Source organism: Aeromonas sp. s11 (genome assembly GCF_040907945.1).
GTDB classification, from domain to species: domain Bacteria; phylum Pseudomonadota; class Gammaproteobacteria; order Enterobacterales; family Aeromonadaceae; genus Aeromonas; species Aeromonas veronii.
Genome location: NZ_JBFOCU010000062.1, coordinates 169840 through 195426, shown reverse-complemented (window position 1 = coordinate 195426; position 25587 = coordinate 169840). Strand labels below are relative to the sequence as shown.

Sequence of the window (25587 nt, the reverse complement as noted above, 5' to 3'; positions counted from 1 at the left end):
CACGTTATTTCTCCGGTGTGAAAATCTCACCTTTATAGAATGACTGCACTGTCATGCTGATTAACCAGATGATCAATACAATCAGGGCACACACCACTATTTTGGCCAGATAATATGGAATGATATTCCCGGTTGCGTCGGCAAACATGGCCGAGGCTGCGGAAAATGCCGCCAGTGGAAATGAGTACGCCCACGAAGAGAGAAAAAATTTCAGTTTCAAAAAAGTGAGGGTGTTGTACATCAGCAAGATAAATACAAACAGCGCAAAATAATAAATGACATGGGCAAACAGGTCGCTGGAACTGGCTATTTCGCTATACGAGATAAATCCGATGGAAGGCGGTGCCAGCAGAATAAACATGGTGGGCATCAGCTTCTCGGGCAGGCTCTCATGAAAGAACAGCCGATAGAGCACTATGGTCAGCAGAGAGAACCAGAAAATAAGGCCAATGCTGAAGAAGAACAGGCTGATCTCGTGAAAGCCAAGCGGCATGCCACCCAGGGGCACCACAATATTGCCGACAATCGGTATAAACCATGCCGGGTTGGTGTGGGTGATTGTGAAATGGTCGCGATGGATCCAGTTGCTCATGATGTAGAGGGTGAAGAGCAGCTGCAAGCTGGCGCCCACCGACCAAAGGGCCAGCGCTGCATCATGCCAGCTGGCCCAGTAGGCGGATTGCAGCAGCAAGCTGATTGAGATGGTCGGGAAGAAGTTGATCCTGACCGGGTGTTTCAGCTCATGCAGGAACTCGTCATTGTGTCTGAGAATTTTCCAGCCATACATCACCAGAAACGTCACAAGTAGCAGGGATGACAAGACCCCGAACAGGAACCCTGCCGACTGCAACAGCAGCAGATCCGGAAATGCCTTGCGACAGGCAATCGCCGCCCCCGTCAGCCCCATGATGATTGAAAACAGTGTGACAGGCATATGTGCAATCTTGGTTATGGAGGGGATTTGCTTACCCTCTTGATTCAGGTTTTCCATCAACGTTCCCCTCCAGTTCGGCCTAGCGGTTGTGCTTACTCTTCACAACATTTCTTGTGGTTGCGCTGACGGTTGCCCTGACAGCCCTGCTGTTGTCCGGAGGCTGACTTGCAGCAACCCCCTTTGCCAAGGCGGCCACGGGGAGCGCATTGACGGCTTCCCTTGCCGTGATGGCCAGCCCCCTCGGCGCAGCGCGATGCACTACCCTGTTCAGCGGATGTCAGCTCGGTCAGATTGCCCGACTCATTGCTCAGCATGTCGGCCATGGCGAGACGCCCCTGACTGGCCTGATAGACAGCAAGCCCACTGCCCAGCAGCTTGCCAAGCATCTTGCTACCTATATTTTTCAACACGATACGACGGGATCCCTGCGCCTGAAGCAGCTCCGCCAACGCACTTTTGCACTCGTTGCCAGCCACCGGATTGGCGATTTCTGCCAAGGTGATCCCCTGTTCATCTACGAATACAAAGCGCTCTGCCTTGGCAAAATGTCCTGCGATATGCTCGTCATTCATCGGAATGGCTGTGATGATGGTCATTTGACCTCCTGCTATCACTGTTGATTTTCCGGCCCTGCCCCTTACCACTCTGCATTCGTCCCCTTGTTCAGGATCTTCCCGCAGGCTTGCCGGTTGGCATGGCCATGTTCCCAGCCTCTTGCAGCAACCAGATGAAGAGCCGTACGCATCAACTTTTACTGGTTTAGTCACGCATCATTCGGCTCGATAAGCGTCTGATCATGATGCCGCCGTAATTGGCATATGCCATGTATACGCTCAGTTTATGGCATATGCAACAAACTATTTTTTCCAACGAAGAGGTTTAGGGACTCGTTAAAGCCCGCCCTGGCATCATTCCAGGGCGCGCCAACCCGCTATCAGCGAGGGCAAAAGGCAGGGGGAGAAATGGCGCATAAAAATCCTAATCCGCCCGGCGAAATGGCGACTTTTTGTGAGAAGGGTCACATCTGATGGCACCGTTTAACCACATATAAATCCAGACCCCCACTGATGATTAATTTATTGATATGGCGCATCACAAACCTGACGGCGAGCCTGACATCAATACATTTATCTGTTTTTAAAGAAAAAATGGATGATCGGCTGAAAATGGCGAGTCCCGCCTGAAAACGGGATCTTCATCACATCGCGTTTTACTGCACACAAAAATCCAGTGATTAGCACATTTGTCCGATAGGGAGGGTGCGGGCGAGCCGCGATAATGGTCAGGTCATTTTTATCCAGTACGTCGATACGTACTCACGCATAGCTTCCGTCACCGGAAGCGGGGAGAGCGCCATGATCACCACCTTGATCAATGAACATCTGATCAACCTCGATTTGAAAGCGACGCGTAAGGAAGAGGTCTTCACCGAGATGGCCCGCCTGCTGGCGTCGCAAGGCAAGGTCAGCGACGAGCAGGCCTTTATCAAGGATCTGTGGGCCCGCGAAGAGCTGGGCAACACCGGCTTTGAAGAGGGCGTGGCCCTGCCCCACGCCAAGAGTGCAGCGGTATGCAACCCGGCGGTCGCCATCGGCATCAGCCGCAACGGCATCGAGTACGGCGCCGAAGATGGCAAGCCATCCCATATTTTCTTTATGATCGCCTCCCCCGATGGCGGCGCCAACCACCATATCGAGGTGCTGGCCGAGCTCTCCGGCAAGCTGATCGAAGAGGGCTTTATCGCCAAACTGCTGGCGGCCAACACCCCGGCCGATGCGCTGGCGCTGCTGCTGGCCAAGAAAGAGGAGCAGAGCGCGGCCCCGACCACCAGCAAGGGCTTTATCATCGGTGTCACCGGCTGCCCGGCTGGAATCGCCCACACCTATCTGGCGGCCGAGTCGCTGGAGCGCGCAGCCAAGGAGCTCGGTTATGAGGTGAAGGTGGAGACCAACGGCTCCATCGGCGTCAAGAACAGCCCGACTGCGGACGAGATCGCCCGCGCCACCGCCATCGTGGTCGCCTGTGACAAGCAGGTGGACATGGCCCGCTTCGCTGGCAAGCCGCTCATCAAGACCGGCGTCAAGGCCCCCATCAAGGATGGCAAGGGTCTGATCGAACAAGCGCTGAAGGCCCCCGCCTATGTGGCTGGCAAAGAAGATAAAAAAGGTGAAGAGAAGAGCGCGGGCGGCAGTTCCGATCTCTATCGCTACCTGATGAACGGTGTGTCGCACATGATCCCGTTCGTGGTGACCGGCGGTCTGCTTATCGCGCTGGCACTGGCCATCGGCGGCAACCCGACTCCGAGCGGCATGCAGATCCCGGAAGGGAGCATGTGGAACCAGATCCTCAACGTGGGCGTGGCCGCCTTCACCCTGATGATCCCCATTCTGGCGGGCTATATCGCCTACGCCATCGGTGATCGTCCGGCGCTGGCACCGGGCTTTATCGGTGGCTGGATCGCCAATAACGGCAGCTTCTACGGCGCTGATGCCGGTACCGGCTTTATCGGTGCCATCATTGCGGGCCTCCTGGTCGGTTATCTGGTGCGCTGGATTGCCACCCGTCAGTACCACAAGATGGTGCAACCGCTGGTGCCGATCCTGATCGCCCCCATCGTCGGTTCCCTGTTTATCGCTGCGGTATTCATCTTCATCATCGGCGCCCCCATTGCCGACATGATGACTGGCCTCAACGCCATGCTGCTCTCCATGAGCGGTGGCAGTCTGGTGCTGCTGGGTATCGTGCTGGGTGGTATGGCGGGCTTTGATATGGGTGGCCCGGTCAACAAGGTGGCCTTCCTCTTCTCCGTCGGCATGATCGCCTCCGGTCAGACCCAGTTTATGGGTGCCATGGCCTGCGCCATCCCGGCCGCGCCCCTTGGCATGTCGCTTGCGACCGTGCTCGGTCGCAAGCTGGGTATCTTCGATGCCTCTGAAATCGAAGCGGGCAAAGCTGCCGGCGCCATGGGTCTGGTGGGTATCTCCGAAGGGGCGATTCCGTTCGCCGCCCGTGATCCGCTGGCCGTTATCCCGGCCAACATTCTGGGCAGCATGACCGCCGCCGTGATGGCCTTCCTGTTTGGCATCACCAACAGCGTCGCCCACGGTGGCCCCATCGTGGCCCTGCTGGGTGCGGTCAACAAGCCGCTGCTTGCCCTGCTCTGCATGATCTGCGGTGCCATCGTCACCGGCGTGGTGGCGGTTGCCCTGAAAAAACTGCGGGTCAAAAAGAGTGATGAGGTAACTCTGGCCAAGGCGGCCTGAGACCTCCATCGCCATGTCGGCTCGTAGAGCATAAAAAGAGGCCACCCCACGGGGTGGCCTCTTGTTTTTTGGGATGGCTGGCGAGCCGTATTTCCCAAAATCGCCCCCCGAGAAATAGTGGTCGATAAGCACTCTTCCTCGTCTCTCCCTTCACCTCTCTCCTTGCCTTTCCCTTGCTCCCTTCTGGCCTCTCCTCTCCTCAGCCCAGCACTCACACAGAGCGCCAAACTGGCTGAAATGGCAGCAATCTGGCGTCAGCGGTGTGATGTTTCTCACGCTTTGTCCGCGAAAGCGCAAAAACTAGGAAAATTTCCTAGCCCCACTAGGGATGGCTCTCAAGCCATTTCTTGCCCCTCTTATTAGAGTCACCCCACCTGATGTCGTGACCCGCACCGCGACGGGCAATGCGCCCCGTCATCCCGTGCCGGGCCCGGGTTTATATGGATGGAACGTCGAGCGCAGCAACGGCTGACAGCCCCGACGTTCCGTTCCCCCTTCCGTGGCGTGACCTCGAACAACCTATCTACAAATGAGGGGCGCGGCGGAAATACCGTCTATCTCGCAGAGGATGAACGAAGATGTTGAAATTGCTCCAACAGGTCCGGGTCCCCACCCTCGACCTGCCGGTCGAAGCCCGGCGCAAGCTCTGGTTCAAGCCGTTTATGCAATCTTATCTGGTTGTATTTATTGGCTATTTGACCATGTATCTGATCCGCAAGAACTTCAACATTGCGCAAAATGACATGATCCAGGAGTACGGTCTCTCCATGACCGAGCTTGGCATGATCGGCCTTGGCTTCTCCATCACCTACGGGGTGGGCAAGACCATCGTCTCCTACTACGCCGATGGCAAGAACACCAAGCAGTTCCTGCCGCTGATGCTGATCCTCTCCGCGCTCTGCATGCTGGGCTTCAGTGCCAGCATGGGCGGCACCGGTTTCAGCCTCTACTTCATGATCTTCTTCTATGCGCTGAGCGGTTTCTTCCAGAGCTGTGGCGGTTCGTGCAGCTACTCCACCATCACCAAGTGGACCCCTCGCAACAAGCGCGGCACCTATCTGGGCATGTGGAACCTCTCCCATAACGTGGGCGGTGCCGGTGCGGCCGGTGTGGCGCTGTTCGGTGCCAACTACCTGTTTGATGGCAACGTGCTCGGCATGTTTATCTTCCCCTCCATCATCGCGCTGATTGTCGGCTTTATCGGCCTGCGTTTTGGTAGCGATTCACCGGAAGCCTATGGCCTTGGCAAGGTGGAAGAGCTGTTTGACGAAGTGGCGAGCGAAGAGGATATCGCTACCGAAGAGCAGAAGCTGACCAAGTGGCAGATCTTCGTGAAGTATGTGCTGCTCAACAAGGTGATCTGGCTGCTCTGCTTTGCCAACATCTTCCTCTACGTGGTGCGTATCGGTATCGACCAGTGGTCCACCGTCTATGCCCACCAGGAGCTGGGCTTCTCCAAAGACGTGGCTATTCAGGGCTTTACTTTCTTCGAAGTGGGCGCTCTGGTCGGCACCCTGATGTGGGGTTACCTCTCCGATCTGGCCAATGGCCGTCGTGGTCTGGTTGCCTGTGTGGCGCTGGCGCTGATCATCGCCACCCTGGGTCTCTACCAGCATGCGACAACCCAGTTTATGTTCCTGGGTTCCCTGTTCACCCTGGGCTTCCTGGTGTTTGGTCCGCAACTGCTGATCGGCGTCGCGGCCGTGGGCTTCGTCCCCAAGCAGGGCATCAGCGTAGCCGATGGCGTCAAGGGCACCTTTGCCTACCTCATCGGTGACAGCTTCGCCAAGCTGGGTCTGGGCATGATTGCCGATGGCACCCCCATCTTCGGTCTGACCGGCTGGACCGGCACCTTCGCCGCTCTCGATATCGCAGCCGCCGCCTGTCTGGTGCTGATGGGTTGTGTCGCGGTCGCCGAGGAGCGCAAGATCCGCCGCATCAAGCGCGAACTGAAAGCCGCCGAACTGGCCGCCCAGACCGCCTGATAGCCATAACAACAGAGGCAGATTGTTCAGGGCCACCCACAGGGGGGGGCCTTGTTGTTTAGAGCAACCAGACACCCGACTGGCCCGGCATGAGCCTGCACAGCCGTTCAAGGGACGGGCATATCCCCATCAAGATCCCACTTTTCATATGGACTTTTGGTAAAAGCCCCCCGCTGGCGCTATCTTGTTGCTCCCCCTTGTCAGCATCACAGAGAGCAGATGAAGATCGTCGCCGTCACCGCTTGCCCGACCGGTATTGCCCATACCTATATGGCTGCCGATGCCCTGCAAAAAGCCGCCACTGGGCTGGGACTCAAGATCAAGGTCGAGACTCAGGGCGCCATGGGCATGGAAAACATGCTGACCGCCCGCGATATTGCCAGCGCCGACCTGGTGCTGATTGCCTCCGATATCGAGATTGAGCAGAAGGAGCGCTTCCTCGGCTGCACCATCCATCAGGTGAGACTGGAAACCGTGCTGCTGGATGCCAACGCCGTACTCAAGGCCCTGCCGATCCCGGCCTGATGCTGACCCGCGAAATCACCTTCTACTGCCAGCAGGGGTTGAGCATCACCCAGGCCAAGCAGTTGAACCGGCTGGCGGGGATGTTCAAATCCACCATCCGCTGCGCCAACCTCACCCGGCGTCAGACCGTTGCCGCCAGCAACCAGCTCTCCCTGTTGACCCTCGCCACCCAACCCGGCGATCTCTGCCAGTTGCAGATTGAAGGGTGCGATGCCGAGCTGGCCCACATGGCCTTCACCTGCTGGTGCGGGGAACTGGGTCAACCACTGGTGCGCCCGCGCACCGCCGCGCTGGCGGAGTTGCGACTGGCCAACGCCCTGCCCGACTACCATTTTGCCCTGCGCCAGCTGGCCCACAGCACCGAACCGGTGACCAAGGCCGAGGCCCTCGAGCATCTGATCGATCTGCTGCCCGCCGAGCTGCTCACCGACCGCGCCACACTGACCGCCGCGGTGGAACGGCGCGAGCAGGTCTCGGCCACCATCATCCGCCCCGGCCTTGCCATGCCTCATGTATTGAGCGAAGGGATCAGCCAGCCAGCGCTGACCCTGCTCAATTGCAAGGAGCCCATCGAGTGGGGCTCTCAAATCGGACCGGTGCAGACCATTATTCTGCTGGCGGTGCCGGTTGGTAGCGGACGGGAGACCCTGCGCCCCCTCACCCGACTGGCGCAGGCGATGATCGACGATGTGGTCAGCCACGCCCTGCTGTTGGCGGGCTCGGCCCCCGCCCGTCAGGCTATCGTGATCGAGAGCCTGCTGAGCTAGGCAAATTGGCTCCGGGCGCTGCTTGTTGAAACACCAGCCATTCATCCAGCCCTCAGCACCCTGTGGTACACTCGCTGCCATCGTCTGTCTGAAGTGTGTATCCGATGAAATCTCCCCGCTCCCGTCTCTCTGTCAGCCGCGCGCCGCGCGATAACGCCCCGCGCACGACTACCAAACCAGCCGCACCCCGCCATGTTTCCCCCCGCAAACCGGAGCTGGCCCCAGAGGATCGCAAATTGCTCCTGCTGAACAAGCCCTATATGGTGCTCTGCCAGTTCACCGACGAGGCGGGCCGGGAGACCCTCAAGGATTACATCAAAGAGCCCGGCATCTACGCCGCAGGGCGGCTCGATCGCGACAGCGAGGGGCTGCTGCTGCTCACCAACGATGGCAAGCTGCAGGCGCGCCTCACCCAGCCGGGGGAGAAGACCCCCAAGACCTACTGGGTGCAGGTGGAAGGCATTCCGAGCGAGGAGCAACTGGCCGCCCTGCGCGCCGGTGTGGAGCTCAATGACGGCATGACCCTGCCCGCCGGGGCGCGCATCATGGATGAACCTGCGGTGTGGCCGCGCAATCCGCCGATCCGCGAGCGCAAGGAGATCCCCACCAGCTGGCTGGAGATCAAGATCATCGAGGGGCGCAACCGCCAGGTGCGGCGAATGACCGCCCATATCGGCCACCCCACCTTGCGCCTTATTCGCTACGCCATCGGTGACTGGACGCTAGATGGTCTGGCCCCCGGCGAGAGCCGCTGCCTGCCCGCCCCCGAGCTGGCGCCGAGCTCCAGCAGCCGCCCGCGTCCCTCCTCATCCCGTTCAGGCGCTCATACCGCCAAACCGGCCAAACCGGCAGGGGAGGCACCACGGCGAGCCAGCCAGCCGAGACGGGACGAGCGCCCCCGCACCACTCACCCAACCGAGCGTTCAACTTCAAACCCGACCGGCGGCAAACCCCGCAGCAGCGGGCGAGGAACGGCACGCAGACCCGCCCGTGCGGGCAATCCAAATAGCAGCGACAAGGAGTCATGATGAGCAATCAGGCAGAGCAATCGACCACCAGTCACGCCCGCATGGAGGCGCGCCTGACGGTCGCCGCCCTGGTGCAGTGGCAGGGGCGCTTTCTGGTGGTGGAAGAGGAGATAAAAGGCCAGCGCCGCTTCAACCAACCCGCCGGCCATGTGGAGCCGGGGGAAAACCTGCTTGAAGCGGCCTGTCGTGAGCTGAAAGAGGAGACGGGTCTGACCGCCACGCCGACCGCCTGGCTTGGTACCTATCTGTTCAAACCGGCCGACAGCGAGGCCACCTATGTGCGCACCGCCATCATCTTCGACCTTGAAAAAGCGCCGGGTCAACACCATCCAGAGGATCCTGACGGTGATGTGCTGGCTTGCCACTGGCTCACTCTGGAAGAAATAGCGGAATGCAAACCGGCCCTGCGCAGCCCCCTGGTGTGGCAGTGTATTCAGGATTATCTGGCGGGTACACGGCTGCCGCTCTCGGCCCTCAAGGCCTTTATCTGAGGCCATTTGACACTCTTTTTCGGTGACAAAGGCCAACAACAGAAAAACGATTTCCTGCTATCAGGCTCCTGATGGGAACTGCGGCATGGATATGTGACCGGGGGCGCAAAACTCTGGTAGAATACGCCCCGTTTAAACGAACTGGTAACTTCGACTAATGACAGACAACAGCCAAATCAAGGTGATCGTCGGCATGTCCGGCGGCGTGGATTCTTCCGTCTCGGCCTACCTGCTCCAGCAGCAGGGCTATCAGGTCGAAGGCTTGTTCATGAAGAACTGGGAAGAAGACGACACGGACGAGTACTGCTCTGCCGCCCAGGATTTGGCTGATGCCAAGGCCGTCTGCGACAAGCTGGGGATGAAACTCCACACTATCAACTTCGCGGCCGAGTACTGGGACAATGTGTTCGAGCACTTCCTCGAAGAGTACAAGGCTGGCCGCACACCAAACCCCGATATCCTTTGCAACAAGGAGATCAAGTTCAAGGCGTTCCTCGAATTTGCCGCCGAAGAGCTGGGTGCCACCTACATCGCCACCGGCCACTATGTGCGCCGTGACGACAGCACCGGCCGCCCGCGCCTGCTGCGCGGTCTCGATACCAACAAGGATCAGAGCTACTTCCTCTATACCCTGAGCGAGAAGCAAGTGGGTCAGAGCCTGTTCCCGGTTGGCGATCTGGAGAAGCCCGAGGTGCGCCGCATCGCCGAGCAGCTGGATCTCATCACCGCCAAGAAGAAAGACTCCACCGGTATCTGCTTTATCGGCGAGCGCAAGTTCAAGGACTTCCTGGCCAAGTTTCTGCCCGCCCAGCCAGGTAAAATCGAGACCGTGGATGGCAAGGTGATCGGCGAGCATCAGGGTCTGATGTATCACACCCTGGGCCAACGCAAGGGGCTCGGCATCGGTGGTCGTAAAGATGCCACCGAAGAGGCCTGGTACGTGGTCGACAAAGAGGTCGAGCGCAACGTGCTGGTGGTGGCGCAGGGCGAGCATCCCCGTCTCTACTCCGATGGTTTGATTGCCAGCCAGTTGCACTGGGTGGATCGCACTCCGATCCGCGAGCCGCGTCGCTGCACCGTCAAGACCCGCTACCGCCAGCAGGATATCCCCTGCCTGATCCAGCCCATCGACAACGAGACCATCCGGGTCATCTTCGACGAGAAACAGGCTGCGGTCACCCCGGGCCAATCCGCCGTCTTCTACGACGGGGAAGTGTGTCTGGGCGGCGGCATCATCGAACAACGTTTCAGCCATCCGGTTTGAATCCTTAACAGAAGGCAGCAGACGTGAGCGATAAATTCCAAGACAGAACAATGGCCTTTGCCGGCATCTGCCAGGCCGCGTATCTGGTGCAGAAGGTGGCCCGAGACGGCAGCTGTGACGAGGCCGCCCTGCGCGAGAGCCTCTCCAGCATTCTGGTGACCAACCCGAGCCAGCCGCTCGAGGTGTTCAACAACACCCATCTGGCTATTCGCGACGGCTACCGTGCGCTGGTCGAGCAGCTGGGTGCCGACGGCAGCCAGAAGAATGCCGAGCTGACCCGCTACGTGGTAAGCCTGATTGCACTGGAGCGCAAGCTGGCCAAGCGCAAGGACATTCTCAATATGCTGGGTGAGCGGATCAGCCAGATTGGCCGCCAGCAACAGCACTTCGATCTGCTCGACGAGCAGATTTTGGCCAACATGGCGAGCATCTACAGCGATCTTATCAGCCCCATCGGGCCGCGCATCCAGGTGGCGGGTACCCCGCTGTTCCTGCAGCAGCCGCTGGTGCAGCACAAGGTGCGCGCCCTGCTGTTGGCAGGCATTCGTGCCTGCGTGCTGTGGCGTCAGCTCGGTGGCAGCCGCACCCAGATCATCTTCGCTCGCAAGAAGATGGTGGAGCTGGCCAAACGTTACTAATCATCGGCTCGCGCGCGGGCCAGCCGAGGTCGACATCAGGGTGAACAGCCGCACATCCGCCTTGATAACGACTCCGGCCCACACGCGAGTGGATACGGATCCCCCACACAAATCATCAGGAGTTCACCCCATGGAGCTGTCCGCGCTGACTGCTGTTTCCCCGATTGACGGTCGTTATGGCGACAAGGCCGATGCCCTGCGCCCTATCTTCTCCGAATTCGGCCTGCTGCGTTTTCGCGTCGAAGTCGAGGTGCGCTGGTTGCAAAAACTGGCCAGCCACGCCGGGATCCCGGAAGTCCCTGCCCTGAGCGCGGCCGCCAACGCCCTGCTCGATGGCATCGTCAGCAACTTCAACGAGAGTGACGCCGCCCGTATCAAACAGATCGAGCGCACCACCAACCATGATGTGAAAGCGGTGGAGTACTTCCTCAAAGAGAAAGTCGAAGTGAACCCGGAGCTGGCGGCTGTCAGCGAGTTCATCCACTTCGCCTGCACCTCGGAAGACATCAACAACAACTCCCACGGTCTGATGCTGAAAACCGCCCGCGAAGAGGTCATCAAGCCTTATTGCGAGAAGCTGATTTCCGAACTCAAGCGTCTGGCCCACGAATACCGTGACATGCCGCTGCTCTCCCGCACCCACGGTCAGCCGGCCACCCCGAGCACCATGGGCAAGGAGATGGCCAACGTCGCCTACCGTCTGGAGCGCCAGTTCAAGCAGATCATGGCGGTGGAGATCCTCGGCAAGATCAACGGTGCTGTCGGCAACTACAACGCCCACATCAGCGCCTACCCGGATGTGGACTGGCACCAGTTCTCCGAGGAGTTTGTGACCTCCTTGGGCCTGACCTGGAACCCCTACACCACCCAGATCGAGCCGCACGACTACATCGCCGAGCTGTTCGACGCCATGGCCCGCTTCAACACCATCCTGATCGACTTCGACCGCGATGTGTGGGGTTACATCTCCCTGGGCCACTTCAAGCAGCGCACCATCGCGGGGGAAATCGGCTCCTCCACCATGCCGCACAAGGTCAACCCCATCGACTTCGAGAACTCCGAAGGCAATCTGGGTCTGGCCAACGCCGTGTTCCAGCATCTGGCGAGCAAGCTGCCCATCTCCCGCTGGCAGCGTGATCTGACCGACTCTACCGTACTGCGTAACCTGGGTGTGGCGGTGGGTTACTCCCTGATTGCCTATCAGGCGACCCTCAAGGGCATCTCCAAGCTGGAAGCCAACGACGCCGCCATGGCCGCCGATCTGGATGCCAACTGGGAAGTGCTGGCCGAGCCGATCCAGACCGTGATGCGCCGCTACGGTATCGAGAAGCCTTACGAGAAGCTCAAGGAGCTGACCCGTGGTCGCCGCGTCGATGCCGAAGGGATGCGTACCTTTATCGACACCCTGGAGCTGCCGGAAGCGGTCAAGGTTGAGCTGAAGAAGCTGACCCCGGCCAACTATATCGGCGACGCCCAGCGTCTGGTCGATCTGCTGAAGTAAGCCAACCGGCAGTGACGAAGGGGCCCTGTGCACGATATGCCACAGGGCCCCTGTTATTTTCCCTGCCACGGCAGGATCCCGAGTGGCTTTTCCCAAGCCTGCCTTGGGCAAAACCTCTTTGCGAGACACGAGAAACAGCATGTACGAACTCAATCTGGATATCGCTCACTTCCTTGAGCACTACTGGCAGAAGCGCCCGCTCCTTATCAAGGGTGGCTTCAAGGACTTTCAGGATCCCATCAGCCCGGACGAGCTGGCGGGTCTGGCCATGGAAGAGGTGGTAGAGTCCCGCCTCGTCACCCGTTTCGACGGCAAGTGGGATGCTGCCCACGGCCCCTTCGAATCCTACGACAATCTGGGCGAAGAGAACTGGACCATTCTGGTACAGGCTTGCAACCACTGGGCTCCCGAAGTAAACGAGCTTGCGGTACCGTTCCAGTTCATCCCGGGCTGGCGCTTTGACGATGTGATGGTGAGCTTCTCCACCCCCCATGCGGGTGTCGGCCCCCACATCGACAATTACGATGTGTTTATCACCCAGGGTCTGGGCAAACGCCACTGGCGGGTTGGCGATGCCAAGCCGCTCAACGAGTTCGCCGCCCATGCCGCCCTGCTGCACTGCGAGCCGTTCGAGGCGATCATCGACGTCATCATGGAGCCGGGCGACATCCTCTACATTCCGCCCGGATTCCCCCACGAAGGCTACGCCATCGAGCCCTCCATGAACTTCTCGGTGGGCTTCCGCGCGCCGGATGCCAAAGCACTTATCTCCTCCTTTGCCGATCACCTGATCGACAACGAGGTGCGTACCGAGCGTTACGGCGATGCCGATCTCAAGCCCCGCGCCCGTCACGGCGAGATCCAGCCCCACGAGCTGCACCGTCTGCGCGAGCTGATGCAGCAGGCCCTCGATGACGAGACCCTGTTCAAGGAGTGGTTCGGCACCATGATCTCCGAGGCCAAGCACGATCTCGACGTCAATCCGGTCGAGCCGGACTACAGCGCCGAGGAGGTAGCCGACCTGCTGACCCAGGGCGAGCCAGCCATCAAGGTACCGGGTCTGCGCAGCGTCTGGTTTAGCGGCGAGAGCCAGCAGTGCTTCATCGACGGCGAAGCCTGGACGCTGCAGAGCGAAGACGCGGCAGCAATTTCGCTCTTGTGTGACAAAGACATCATCACTCAGGCCGACATGGTGGAGCTGGCCGATCAGGCCGGTTTCCTGCAACTGCTGACCCGTCTGGTCAACCGCGGTTACTGGTTCTTCAACTGATCCGGCGGTAAGCGAAGGATAAAAAGGCGCCTTATGGCGCCTTTTTTTTCACTCAGAGGCGGTTCAATTAACAATCGATGCGCGAAACTGAACCCACTCTTGATGAACCGACAAGTGGTGATTTATTGAGCTAACATGGATGGGTATCATGCGTCCGTCCCTGTTCACAAGAGAAGCGCCACCATGCAAATCACCTCCCGGCCCATGCCGCTGCCCGATTACGGCAAATATCCCTCCTCTCCCGCTGTCACACCCGAGCAGGTCAGTCAGGCCCGTAACGAAGCACTGGCCAAGAAGGATGACTTGCAGGCACAGAGCGAAGAGAAAGCAACGGCTCGCAGAACCATGGCGGTCTCTTATACGGCTAACCAGCAGGAGAAAGCCGTGGTGGAGCGCTACCTGGAGGCCAGCGGTCAGGAAAGCGACAGCAAGTCGGGCCCGAGCACGGCTGAACTCTATCAGGCGGCCAATCGCAACCAGCGCCAGCAGAATCTGAGCGACTACATGCAATTCCAGCAGAGCCCGCTCGCCCAGCAGATGGGTGACATGGTGGGCGAAGATAATCGCAAGGGCACCCAGCTCGATATCATTGCCTGAGCCTATTTGCTCGAATAAGCCCGGCAGGGACTGATATAAACTGAAAAAGCCCTCGATGAGGGCTTTTTCGTTATAGCTTGTCGCTGCAACTTCTCGCTAGAAATGGGGCTCTTCTGCCTGCGCGTCCGGCAGCTCGTCGGGGAGTTCATCAAACAGGGGGTGATAGAGCACCTCACCCTGCACACCCGCAAAACCGCGCTCCTGCAGCTCCATCGCCATAAAGCAGTCGGCAGGCACCTCATAGATGCAGTGGAGGCCAAACTCGCTGGCCGGGCGGAAACCGAAACGGCTGTAATAGGCCGGATCCCCGAGTACAACCACCCCTTTCCAGTCCATCTCGAGCGCCGTATCAAGCCCTTCACGGATAAGATCAGAGCCAATCCCCTGGCCTTGCCAGTCGGGATGAACCGCGACCGGCGCCAGACCAAGCCAGGGCCCTTCCATGCCGTTAATGGTGATCGGGCTTAGCATCAGGTGCCCCATGAACTCGTACTCTTCCTCTTCGACCATGGTCACTACGGCAGCACCACATTCGCGCAGGCGGTTGACCAGTTCGGCCTCATCAGAACGACCGAAGGCGGCACTCAGCAGCTCATAAACCGGCAGCATGTCACCGGGGCGCTCGGTTCTCAACATCAGGTATTACTCCTCGTACAGCAGAGCGGGCATTATTCCACACAACGGCTGGTCATTCTGAGTACCTTTGTCCAAAAATGGGAGGGTGCACTCAGGAAAACGAGCTGCAAACTGTTGCTGCAAAGCGGTTAGCGTAGCCGGGGTAGCCCTGTTCATCGCCTCGCGGTAGGCAAGCCAGAGGGCGGGAGCCTCCCGCGCCAACCGCTCAAAAGTCAGTTCGGGCGTTTGATGCCAACAGCCATCCAGCTCGTCGACCAGCTCCGGCAGCTCCACCAGCAGCCGTAACTGCTGATAGCGTATCTGCGAAGAGTCACCGTTGCCGCCCAGCGCCTGCGCCATCAATTGGTTGAACCAGTGGAGCCGTGATACGCGCTCCTCGCGGCTAAGCAGCTCGGGCCCCTGACGCTGCAGCGCGGCCAGTTGCAGCAACCACGCCAACCCCTGTTCATCCCTGTCTTTCAGCAAGACGCCGCCAAGATGGGACAACTGCTCCGGTTCGGCCTGATCCAGCAGATCGACGGGATAACAGTGCAGCGCCAGCAACCTCTCAAGATGCGGTGGGCAGCGCAGAAAACAGGGCTTCTCCCCCGCGCCCCTCTCATCCACAAAGAGCGAGATAGCCAGCTTACCGTTGGCGCTCTGCCGATCCAACGTTACAGGATCCCACAGGATCACCACAGCGATCCGCTCATCAGCAAGCCAGCAGGCAATCTCCTCGGCCAAGGGATTGGGTAAGGAGGGAGCGCGATCCAGTCGCCAGTAACTCACCTCACACGGCTGGCGACCGCTGATATGGCGCCGCCCACGATAGTGCATGCCCACTTTTGCCATCACCCGGCCGGAGGCTAAATTGTCTGGCATATGGCGAGCCGTCAGCGCAGGCAGTTGCAGTTGGGCAAAGGCGAACCCCTTGACCAAGCCAGCGGCCCGAGTCGCCAGACCGCGATTCTGCCAGGGCACGCCCACCCACCAGGCGAGCTCGCCATTCCAGTGCTGGGAGATCACCCCAAGCAACGCCGCACCTTGCTCCTCTGGCAAGGTGATGGCCCAACTCCAGCCAAGGCCAAGCGCCGCCTTGCGCCAGCTGAGCGCCAGCCAGTCGCGGGCCCCCTCCGGCGGATAGGGGTGAGGAATATTGAGGGTGTAGCGCGCCAGCGCCTCGTCGCTGCAGTAGCGCACTATCTCGCGCTCATCGTCGGCCTGCAGTTGTCGCAATACGACACCTGATAGCGAATGCCCCTCAGCCAGGGTCGGCACCGTCACGCGGCGCGCCAGCAGGCGATTGAGCACGGCGCCCAAATCGGCCTCGGGGGTGAGCGGCAGATCGGCCCCCACAGGGCCAAGGGTGAGCAGTCCCTGCTCCCTGGCGAGGGTCAATAGGGAGGTAGAGGCGCTGATCAGGACTTGGCGACTGGGATCAACATGAAAATCCGCCAGCAGATCCCCATCGAGCCAGGCCGCCAGCAGGGCTCCCGGGCAGAGCACCCCGTCTGGAGGGCTGCTCGCCCAGGGTGCATCGGTTTGATCGAGGGCGGCCGCCGCCTCTTTGCCCAGCAGCAGCTGCCAGCGATGACCTTGCTGCTGCCAGTGCAGCAACAGCGCAGCCCACTGCGGTTGCCACAGACTGGCCTCGATCAGCAGTTCCATCAGCTGGCCTGACAGGCCGCTGGCAGCGTCAGGTGACGGGGATGGGCTTCGATACGGGCGATCCAGCTACGGATAGCTGGCCACCCCTGCAGGGAGAAGATCCCCTCCTCTGCCACGTGGGTGTAGGCATAAAGGGCGATATCGGCGATGGTAGGCGCATCACCGCACAGATAGGGGCTCTGTTTCAGCTGCTGCTCCATTACCGCCAGCGCCTTCTCGCCACCGGCTTTCAGCCCGTCGAGACGCGCCTCCTGGGACTCGGGGCGGCCGAGATAGTGAACGATAAAGCGGGCCACCGCGATGTAGGGCTCATGGCTGTACTGCTCAAAGAACATCCATTTGAGCACCTCGGCCTGCTGGCGCGGATCGGTTGGCCACAAAGACGAGCCCTGCGCCAGATAGAAGAGGATGGCATTGGATTCCGCCAGCGTATCGCCCTGGCCAATCTCCAGCACCGGGATCTTGCCGTTGGGGTTCTTGGCCAGAAATGCGGGGGTACGGGTATCCCCCGCCTGAATATCCACCTCAACCCACTCAAGGGGCAGCTTCAGCCAGCGGGCCAGCAGCCAGACCTTGTAACAGTTGCCGGAATGCAGATCACCATACAGACGCATACACACTCCTTGTGAAAACAGAATTGAACAGCGCGCTCAGGGTGCCAGACGCTCGATATGCCAGCCATCCCCGTCGCGGGTGTAGTAGAAGCGGTCGTGCAGCCGGTGCTCGCCCCCCTGCCAGAACTCCACCGTCTCGATCACAACTCTGAATCCGCCCCAGAAGCTCGGCAGCGGCACTTCGCCATTGGCAAACTTCTGCTTGAGCTCGAGGAACTTGGCCTCCAGCACGCCGCGGGCCGAGATGCGGGTCGACTGCTTGGAGACCCAGGCAGCGATCTGGCTATCCTTGGGACGGCTGTGGAAATACTTCATCACCTCGAAAGTGCTCATCTTCTCCACTCGGCCGGTCACGTGAACCTGTCTGTCCAGCGTGTGCCAGGGAAAGAGCAGGCTGATACGGGGATTGCCTTCCAGCTGCTGCGCCTTGCGGCTGCCCATGTTGGTGTAAAAAACCATCCCCTGGGCGTCGTAGTGCTTGAGCAGCACGGTGCGCTGCCAGGGCTGACCATCGGCATCCACCGTCGCCACCACCATGGCGGTAGGATCGGTCAGTTTGGCCTCACAAGCCTGCGCCAACCACTTCTCGAACAGCGCCAGCGGCTCGGCCGGCAGATCGGCACGGTGCAGCCCGCCACGGGTATACTCACGGCGCAGATCAGCAACATCCATCATCTTGATTTTCCTTCAAATAAATAATGGTTCCACGACCATCAAGAGAGTGACGCAGGCATTGTGCGCTCGATAAAGCGACCTTGTAAACCATACAAAAAAAGCGAAGAGGCTAACGCCTCTTCGCTTGGTTCATCAATTTACCAAAGATGGGTAATCTCACCCTTGGGTTATCTGGTTTAGTAGCTCATGATCTCACGACGACGCAGCGCAGCGATACCAAGGCCCAGCAGCGCGAACAGACCGGTCGAACCGCCGCCACCGCCGCCGCCATTGCTTTCAGGCTGGGGAGCCGGTGTATCACTGCTCTTGGTCGCCAGTTTTGGCGTAATGGCATAGAAGATATTGTCGCTACAGGCCAGCTTGAGGCGAACAGCGCTGCCAGCATTGGCCGGAATGGTCACCTCATGGGCGCCATTGTTGTTCACGCCATTGACCAGCGGCTGCCAGCTCTTGCCTTCATCGTTGCTATAACTGATATCGACCCGCTGACAGTTGATGCGGCCACCGTCGGTTCCAGCTACTTGCCAATTCACTGTGGTCGGGCTGCCAACCAGAATACGCTGGTCAGGGGCTGGTAATATCTTGAAGGTTTGTGAACCTGTATCGACCACCTCGACCGAGGTCTCATCATAGGCACCACCGCCTTTTCCATCACGGGCCACCAAACGGAAATTCAGAGTACGCGGTACATTGACCCATGGATCGCCCTTCTCTTCATCTTTTATTAGCTCAGGCTGTTGCAACATAAATCGTTCATATCCCCTTAGCTGAGTAGCCAAAGAAGGAAAGTGACGTTCAGGAGACGTTGTAGGCGCAACAAAACGATATAAGGGTCCATCGCTCAATTTCCCATAGTATATATCAGATGCACCCTCTGTCGCCCGACCAAGATCAACCTGTTCCCAGGTAAAGGTCATTCCATCTTCACCGGAACCAATCCCTGTGAGTGAAAATGCAGTTCTAACAGGAATAACTTTTGATTGCGATGCTGGCGAGATATTCACATCAATATCTTGCTTGATCATAGGCTCATCAGCGCCACAATTATCTGGACGGCTGGCTAGCACAGCAAGCATCTGCTCAATGGACTTGCTATGAAAATAACCAGTCGTTTTGGATTGCAGATTTTGTGACCCCATGCCAACTCTGCCCGGATAACCCATGATGGTCGCACCGCTACCAACCTCCCAAGCGGAATTAGCTACACGTCCGCCTTGGTCGACATTAAAGATATGCTCTGCACCGAGCTGATGACCCACTTCATGGGCAAAGGTATCGACAAACATCGCATCGATCTCAGCGATTCCCGCTCCTGAGCTGCCATTACCGGCTCCACTCATTGCATTAGATCGCAAGTTTCGACCAAGGGACTTATTCCCGAAATAATCCAGATTTGGAGCTGCGCACAGCGTCCCCCATGCCAAGCCAGAATAATTGGTCGTCATCAGCACGTGGCCAATATCAAACTCACCTAACTTTTTCGCAGGATTGGTTTCTCTTTGAGCCAACAGTTGAACAAGCTCATTTCGATGTGCATCATCACGGTCTATTGTAGGCGTGGTAAATGTGCGGTCTTTATTAGTTCCATTAAAAAACAGATCTGTGTCCGGATCGTCAAAAATAATATTATCATTGCCATCAGCCAAGATAAATTTTATACCGAGATCACGCTCATATATCTCATTGACTCGAACCAGCAATGTTACAATAGATGACAACGCGCCTATTTTACCATGAAATGAGGTGGTGTACTCTCCAGTGGTAGATATCGCAATCCGATATGTTTTTATTTCTGGAAAGTTATATTTTTGTGCTGCTTGCTTAGTTGCACTATCTAACAATGAGCGCTTTTTTTCACTTTCATGCTCACTTGTATTATTCTGCATCAGCTCTTCATGATGCCCATTTTTCCGCGGTTTTACATTTTTCTTGTAATAAACAGAATAAAGACCACTACGTTGAACATCAATAAACACCTGCTCCCCTTGGTGCATAAACATGCCATTAAAACCACGTGGGGAAATATCAAAACTGCCGGTATTACTTTCATTGCCCACTTCATGGCCTTTAAAGGTCATGATATCCGGATACTTGGCGGCCAATGCAGGTGGCAACACCGACGAGGGCTGCACTTCAAATTGCACCATTCCACCATTTGGTAATGGCAAAGTAATCAGCGTATCGCCAGCACGCAGATTTTGAATAAACTCTTCATCGACCTTAAAGCTGGTATAGGCACTAGTTGTGACTGTATCAGCCGCCTGCCTATTGTGTGCTTCGACCATATGCCATGGGGATGCCAGCGCGATATTGGCTGACATTGCGATGACAACTGAGATTGCATTTATTGTGAACTTCATCATTATTAATCACCTGACTGAACAGCCGGCGAGAATAACGTGACGCAAATCACAATTCAACTTTTTCAATAAAAATTAAATGAATTTAATTTCATTTAGAATCATAAAGTTTGTGAGTTATAGTTTATAAACAGCTCATTTTGTTAGCATTCTCAGCAGTTCTTTTAATAGAGTTAAAACTCCAAAAAAAATATATGGAGGCTCATATGTGAGTCATCGAATCATTCCCATGAGGCAATCACTATGTTTGGAATATTAGAGTTATAACTCCAATCATGCCGATTTACGCGCCGTTGTTGAACAGCCACTACGGCCTTGAAATCGCCTCCGGCATGCACCTTTCCAGCATCTGTCGGTTATATCGGGTGGCATAGTCAATCCGCTGCTCAAACTCCGACTCCTTACCCATCTCAATCACATCACCGAACCCTTTCAGATAACGGACTCCGCACCGGGTTCTCGCTTCTGCTTGCAATGACTCCACAACCCCCGGAGCCATACCGCCGCGCCCGCCACGCACGATGAGCCGATAATCCTGAGCAGCAAGACTTTCATCTATTGCCTCGGTCAGTGATGCGGCCACAACAGGCGCTGCGCAGATATATAGAAACAGCAAACTGACGGCTAACCGTAATACCTGCGCCATCCGGCTGCACCTCCCATCAGGAGGATCACGATAAGATTCACTGCACCACCACCGCCGCCACCCGCATTGTTGTCGGTAATGACAGTTGCACTTTCCGTAGTGGCAGACGCATTACCTCTTATCCCATTGATAGAGAAAAAAATATTATTGCTGCATGCCAGCTTCAGCCTGGCCGTGCTGGTCAACGGTGCAGGCAACACCACACTGGCCGAACCGTTATTGGCAAGCCCGCTTGCCAGCGTAGTCCAAGTAGAACCACCATTCTGTGTCAGTGCCAAATCCACGCTGGGACAATTGATAGGAGGCTGATCGGTACCGGCAACATTCCATGTCACTAGCTGAGTGCTACCCGCCACCATGGCGCCGATCTGCGGAGCTGTGATGGCAAATGCCGCGCCGGTATTGATCACCTGAACCACCATTTCATCACTGCTCACCGCCCCCTGACCATCACGTACGGTAAGGCGGAACTGGAGATTGCGATTGGTCGCAGGCCACGCCTCTCCTTTGGCCAAGACACCCGATATCAGAGAGCTCATGGCAGGCAATGTTCTGCGGGGATCCGATGTTGGTGAAACAAAGCGAAACAGCGGGCGGGTTCCATCATCCACCATGGTTGCCACGCTGTAGGATGCATTGCCAAGATCAACCTGCTCCCAGGTGTAACTGAGGGGATGACCATCCAGATCCAGCGCACTACCGACAAGAGTGAAAGGCGTATTGGCGGGGATCACCCTATCGCCACCCGCATCCACAACCGGCGCGTTATTGGCAAGCGCCAGGTCGGTGCCGCAGGAGGGCAGAGAGGCCATCAGAGCCCGCATCTGCTCGATCGACTTGCTGTGAAAAAAAGGTGTGCTGTTAACCTGCAGATTCTCCTCACCACAGATCCCGGCATAGGCCATGATGGTCGAGCCACTGCCCGGTTCCCAGGCTGAGCTAGCCTTGCGACCCGTTGCACAACTGTCGGCCATGCCATTGAAGGAGTGCTCGGCCCCCAGCTGGTGCCCCAATTCGTGAGCCACATAATCAATAAAGAACGCATCACCGATAGGCTGTGAGCCTCCGGTCATGCCCCGTGAACGGCTGAAAGGGTTGCATAAAGATCTCAGGGTCGCCACCCCGCCGCCTGATGTCGCCAGCAGATGGCCCAGATCAAAAGAAGGATTGAGCAACACCCCCTGTTGGGTCTGGTTGATTGCGATATCCTGGGTCGAGTTGGTGAAAGGATCCGTCGCAGGATCGGTGAAAATCACATTATCCGTATCAGCTGCAAGCTGAAACTCGGCCCCCACATCACGGCGATAGACTTCATTGACCCGATTAAGCAGTGTTGCAATGGCCGAGAGTGCTGCAACCTTGGTACCACCGTGATACTGGGTATACTCCCCGGTTGCCGAGATGGCGATGGTGTAGCGCTTGCGCAAATTGCCATCGACCAGCACAGCTCGCTCACGCTCGATACCATGAGGATCAATCACCTGATCCACATCCTGTCGCCGCCAGGCATCTTGCTGTTCATAAACGGCATAAGAGAAACCGTCCTGAAGCGGATCGACATAAAAGGTACGCCCCTGATGGGTAAACATACCGTGAAAACCATGTATGGTGACATCAAATCGGCCTGTATCCGCCGCCCGATCGATAGCATTCCCACTGTAAGTATTGATAGAAGGGTAGCGCTGGGCCAAAGGCTCCGGGAGCAAGGCATTGGGATGAACATCAAACTGCACCGTAGTGCCATCCGGCAATGGCAAGGTCAATACACTGGCGAGATGCCCGGGTTCAAAAGGCTTGTCAGGAACCACCACTCTGACCTTTTCAGCTCGCACATCATAGATCCCTCCCCTTTCCAAGTTTTCATCCATGAAGGTCCACTGTGGTTCTGCTGCAACCTGAACAGACAAACTGGTGATAATCACCGCAATGCCATGCTTCATAGAGTCTCCTTGCCCTACCTTGGTGACAACAAGTATGGTGCAGCGTCAATTGACGATCTGCGTGACAGAAAGAAAATTCGCACAAAACTTCTGTAACGCTGAAAAATCGTGCTACACCCGCGATCCCCATCTCAAGCAATACAGACTGGCCCCATTCAACAACGGAAAAAAGTGAAGGCGCCATTGGCGCCTTCACGGATAGATAGGGGGATGAATATCCCCTCCATTTGGATTGGTTCGTTGGTGTATTACTGCTTGCCAGCGCCCGATGCTATTGGGCAATGAATCACCATACGCTGGTTATACTCGCTGGCGTAAGCGCTCAACTTGGCATGTATCTCTTGCTGACCTGGCCTTATCACATCGCCCAATCCATCCAGATAACGCTTGCCACAGCGCGCCTTGGCCTCTGCCTGCTGCTCGGCTGCAATACCGGGGGCGAACTCTCCCCGCCCGGCTATCACTATCAGGCGGTAATCCTGCTTGGCGAGGTTTGCACTCAACTCCTGTTCCAGCGTGCTGGCATCGGCCTGACAACCGCCGAGCATTGCAAGCAGTAACAGAGGGACTCCCTTCATGTACGCCTCCGTTGCCAGCCGAGCAGCGCCAGAGCCAGCGTCCACAATCCGATCGCCCCGCCACCACCGCCGCCACCTGAAGTCGAGCCACCTTGCACCAGAGGCAATTTGAGGGGACTGATGGCAAAGAAGATATTGTCGCTGCATGCCACTTTCAGCCTGACGCTGCTGGTGAAATCGGCAGGCAACGTTACCGTTGCTGCGCCGTTATTGGGTTGTCCGGCGGTGAGCATTGTCCAGCTTACGCCCTCATCCTGGGTCACCGAGATGTCCACCTTGCTGCAACTGATCGGCGCCACAGTTGTGCCCGCCACATCCCATGCTACGGCCTGACTGGCCCCCGGAGTGAGAGTCACCCCGTAAAACGGGTTGGTGATGCGAAATGCCGCACCGGTATTGATCACTTGCACTTTCATGTCATCACTGGCAACGCCACCCTGACCATCACGCACCGTCAGTCTGAAATTGAGATCCCGGTTGTTAGTCGGCCAGGCCTCTCCTTTGGCAAGCGTGCCGGAGAACAGGGATGGCAAACTCGGCAGGGTCCGCTCCGGCGATGCCGTGGGAGAGACAAAACGAAACAGCGGCCGGGAGCCATCATCAATCATGGTGGCGGCACTGCTCGATTCAGTACCCAGATCGATCTGCTCCCAGTTGTAGAGCAGAGAATCATTATCCAGATCTCCACCAGCCCCTTTTAACATAAAGGCCGTATTGGCAGGGATCACATAGTCCCCCCCTGCAGCTGCCTGCGGGGCATTATTGCTCAACGCGAGTGTGGTTCCACAAGTCGATACGGTAGCCATGTGCGCACGCATCTGCTCGATGGACTTGCTATGAAAATAGGGGTCGCTGTGAGTCTGGATATTCTCATCACCACAAATACCGGCATAGGCCATGATGGAGCTGCCACTACCTGGCTCATAGGCTTGATTGGCAACCCGGGTACCTGCACCGCAACTCCCGGTAGTGCCGTTGAAGGTATGATCGGCACCAAACTGGTGGCCAATTTCATGAGCCACATAGTCAACGAAGAAGGCATCTCCTACCGGTGTGGGTGAACCCGACATCCCGCCCGATTTATCGTTGGTACAAAGCACTGCCAAACCGGCCAGACCACCGCTACCGGTATTGAGTACATGGCCGATATCAAAGTTGCCAAGCTGCATATTGGTGAAATAGTTGGCCTGCACCAGCACGTTCTTGTTGGCATCATTGGCTTCATAGATGCTGCTGACATTGTTCACATAGTTAGGGTTATATCCGTTGTAGAAGGGATCTGTGACTGGATCGGTAAAGATCAGGTTGTCATTGCCACTGGCCAGCACGAATTCGGCGCCCACATCCCGTTGATAGACCTGATTGACGCGGTTGAGCAAGGTCACAATCGCCGCCATGGTAAGCGCTCTAGAACCACCGTGGTATTGGGTAAATTCTCCTGTCGCCGAAATAGCAATGACGTAGCGCTTGCGAACATTGCCATCCACTTGCACCTTGCGCACCAGTTTGCTGAGCTTGGGCCCTATCACCTCATCTGCCGTCTCTTCTAATCGACTATGGGCATCCTGCTGGTAATAGACGGCGTAGCCTTCGGCATTGCGCAGCGGATCGACAAACACCATCCTGCCCTGATGGCTGAACATGGCGTGGAAACCTTGCGGCCCCAGATCGAAGCGCCCCGTCTCTATCGGATGCGCCGGGTTGTGACCCTTGAAGGTGCGGATCTGTGGATACTTGGCGGCAAGATCTGAAGGCAGCAAGTCGTAGGCTTCCAGAGCAAAGGTGACCTCCCCCCCATCGGGCAGCGGCAGGGTCAGCTCACTCGCCCCGGCTTGCAGCCCGGCAAAATAGTCGAGCGGCACCTTGGCCACCCGAAACTGATTGGCCCGCACCTCATAACCTTGCTCCGCAGTCGCTCTGGCGGCTACCGTACTCCACTCGCTGGCCATCAGGCTGGTTGACCCCAACAAACTGGCCACCAACAGGGCCAACGAACACTTACTGGTCACATGCATCTTTGTCATCCTTGTAGTCATGCACTTTTTTAAACCATTACCGGCATCATTATCCCGCCGAATCAAAAAGCCCGGCGCCACTGTTTCAGCCACTCACCCATGGGGAGTGTTGCGCCAACCCCGTCTAACCCCTATCATTGCGCGGATTTGTCAATTTTAGAACTGCTCCTCTTCACAAAGGTGCGGTTCATCTTTATCTGGCCAAGGTTAATC

General features: G+C 57.4%; 22 protein-coding genes. 11 read left to right on the top strand and 11 right to left on the bottom strand.

Features of this window, described 5'->3' with window-relative positions; all coding sequences use genetic code 11:
* Nucleotides 1-4: 4 nt before the first annotated feature.
* Nucleotides 5-991, bottom strand: a complete 987-nt coding sequence (locus AB5Y84_RS19425; protein ID WP_368177581.1) for an SLAC1 anion channel family protein — start codon at nt 989-991, stop codon at nt 5-7.
* Nucleotides 992-1026: 35 nt separating this feature from the next.
* Nucleotides 1027-1530 (bottom strand): NifB/NifX family molybdenum-iron cluster-binding protein, encoded by a 504-nt coding sequence (locus tag AB5Y84_RS19420; protein ID WP_368177580.1) that lies wholly within the window; start codon nt 1528-1530, stop codon nt 1027-1029.
* Nucleotides 1531-2289: 759 nt separating this feature from the next.
* Here AB5Y84_RS19420 and AB5Y84_RS19415 point away from each other — a divergent pair.
* The 11 genes from AB5Y84_RS19415 to AB5Y84_RS19365 all read left to right on the top strand — a co-directional run bounded on the left by AB5Y84_RS19415 (nt 2290) and on the right by AB5Y84_RS19365 (nt 14263).
* Nucleotides 2290-4197: a fructose-specific PTS transporter subunit EIIC gene (locus tag AB5Y84_RS19415; protein ID WP_236367435.1), complete on the top strand. Its 1908-nt coding sequence runs from the start codon at nt 2290-2292 to the stop codon at nt 4195-4197.
* A gap of 578 nt (nt 4198-4775) precedes the next feature.
* A complete protein-coding gene (gene uhpT, locus AB5Y84_RS19410) occupies nt 4776-6182 on the top strand; it encodes a hexose-6-phosphate:phosphate antiporter (protein ID WP_005334609.1) in 1407 nt (468 codons plus the stop codon).
* Between the two features lie 219 nt (nt 6183-6401).
* Nucleotides 6402-6707 carry a PTS fructose transporter subunit IIB gene (locus tag AB5Y84_RS19405; protein ID WP_005334611.1) on the top strand — a complete coding sequence of 102 codons (306 nt, stop codon included), beginning with the start codon at nt 6402-6404 and terminating at the stop codon, nt 6705-6707.
* Entirely contained in the window at nt 6707-7474 is a 768-nt protein-coding gene (locus tag AB5Y84_RS19400) for a PTS sugar transporter subunit IIA (protein WP_368173623.1), read from the top strand. The genes AB5Y84_RS19405 and AB5Y84_RS19400 overlap by 1 nt, the downstream gene beginning before the upstream one ends.
* Nucleotides 7475-7578: 104 nt before the next feature.
* Entirely contained in the window at nt 7579-8502 is a 924-nt protein-coding gene (gene rluE, locus AB5Y84_RS19395; RefSeq protein ID WP_368177579.1) for a 23S rRNA pseudouridine(2457) synthase RluE, read from the top strand.
* Entirely contained in the window at nt 8502-8993 is a 492-nt protein-coding gene (locus AB5Y84_RS19390; RefSeq protein WP_042082454.1) for an NUDIX hydrolase, read from the top strand. The genes rluE and AB5Y84_RS19390 overlap by 1 nt, the downstream gene beginning before the upstream one ends.
* 157 nt (nt 8994-9150) lie before the next feature.
* The gene (mnmA, locus tag AB5Y84_RS19385) at nt 9151-10257 is read left to right on the top strand and encodes a tRNA 2-thiouridine(34) synthase MnmA (RefSeq protein WP_368177578.1); all 1107 of its coding nucleotides are present in this window, start codon (nt 9151-9153) and stop codon (nt 10255-10257) included.
* 23 nt (nt 10258-10280) lie between these two features.
* The gene (hflD, locus tag AB5Y84_RS19380) at nt 10281-10895 is read left to right on the top strand and encodes a high frequency lysogenization protein HflD (RefSeq protein WP_005334622.1); all 615 of its coding nucleotides are present in this window, start codon (nt 10281-10283) and stop codon (nt 10893-10895) included.
* A gap of 130 nt (nt 10896-11025) precedes the next feature.
* Nucleotides 11026-12396 (top strand): adenylosuccinate lyase, encoded by a 1371-nt coding sequence (gene purB / locus AB5Y84_RS19375; RefSeq protein ID WP_118853530.1) that lies wholly within the window; start codon nt 11026-11028, stop codon nt 12394-12396.
* A gap of 139 nt (nt 12397-12535) precedes the next feature.
* A complete protein-coding gene (locus AB5Y84_RS19370) occupies nt 12536-13666 on the top strand; it encodes a cupin domain-containing protein (protein WP_257725163.1) in 1131 nt (376 codons plus the stop codon).
* Between the two features lie 183 nt (nt 13667-13849).
* On the top strand, nt 13850-14263 hold the full coding sequence (locus tag AB5Y84_RS19365) for a hypothetical protein (protein ID WP_257725164.1): 414 nt from the start codon (nt 13850-13852) through the stop codon (nt 14261-14263).
* A 96-nt stretch (nt 14264-14359) separates the two neighbouring features.
* Here the strand turns inward: AB5Y84_RS19365 and AB5Y84_RS19360 are convergent, their stop codons facing one another.
* From AB5Y84_RS19360 to AB5Y84_RS19320, 9 genes are all read right to left on the bottom strand, one after another.
* Nucleotides 14360-14899: a GNAT family N-acetyltransferase gene (locus AB5Y84_RS19360; protein ID WP_005334630.1), complete on the bottom strand. Its 540-nt coding sequence runs from the start codon at nt 14897-14899 to the stop codon at nt 14360-14362.
* Nucleotides 14900-14905: 6 nt separating this feature from the next.
* Nucleotides 14906-16546 (bottom strand): GNAT family N-acetyltransferase, encoded by a 1641-nt coding sequence (locus AB5Y84_RS19355; protein ID WP_257725165.1) that lies wholly within the window; start codon nt 16544-16546, stop codon nt 14906-14908.
* Nucleotides 16546-17160, bottom strand: coding sequence for a glutathione S-transferase family protein (locus tag AB5Y84_RS19350; RefSeq protein ID WP_257725166.1), 615 nt, complete (start codon nt 17158-17160; stop codon nt 16546-16548). Before AB5Y84_RS19350 ends, AB5Y84_RS19355 begins: the two co-directional genes overlap by 1 nt.
* Before the next feature lie 36 nt (nt 17161-17196).
* Nucleotides 17197-17835, bottom strand: coding sequence for a pyridoxamine 5'-phosphate oxidase (gene pdxH, locus AB5Y84_RS19345; RefSeq protein ID WP_019444749.1), 639 nt, complete (start codon nt 17833-17835; stop codon nt 17197-17199).
* A 176-nt stretch (nt 17836-18011) separates the two neighbouring features.
* Nucleotides 18012-20198 carry a reprolysin-like metallopeptidase gene (locus AB5Y84_RS19340; protein ID WP_257725167.1) on the bottom strand — a complete coding sequence of 729 codons (2187 nt, stop codon included), beginning with the start codon at nt 20196-20198 and terminating at the stop codon, nt 18012-18014.
* A gap of 304 nt (nt 20199-20502) precedes the next feature.
* Nucleotides 20503-20841 (bottom strand): hypothetical protein, encoded by a 339-nt coding sequence (locus tag AB5Y84_RS19335; RefSeq protein WP_080768659.1) that lies wholly within the window; start codon nt 20839-20841, stop codon nt 20503-20505.
* Nucleotides 20820-22781, bottom strand: a complete 1962-nt coding sequence (locus AB5Y84_RS19330; RefSeq protein ID WP_368177577.1) for a reprolysin-like metallopeptidase — start codon at nt 22779-22781, stop codon at nt 20820-20822. The genes AB5Y84_RS19335 and AB5Y84_RS19330 overlap by 22 nt, the downstream gene beginning before the upstream one ends.
* 248 nt (nt 22782-23029) lie before the next feature.
* On the bottom strand, nt 23030-23359 hold the full coding sequence (locus tag AB5Y84_RS19325; protein ID WP_005334647.1) for a hypothetical protein: 330 nt from the start codon (nt 23357-23359) through the stop codon (nt 23030-23032).
* Nucleotides 23356-25374 carry a reprolysin-like metallopeptidase gene (locus AB5Y84_RS19320; RefSeq protein WP_257725169.1) on the bottom strand — a complete coding sequence of 673 codons (2019 nt, stop codon included), beginning with the start codon at nt 25372-25374 and terminating at the stop codon, nt 23356-23358. Before AB5Y84_RS19320 ends, AB5Y84_RS19325 begins: the two co-directional genes overlap by 4 nt.
* Nucleotides 25375-25587: the final 213 nt, after the last annotated feature.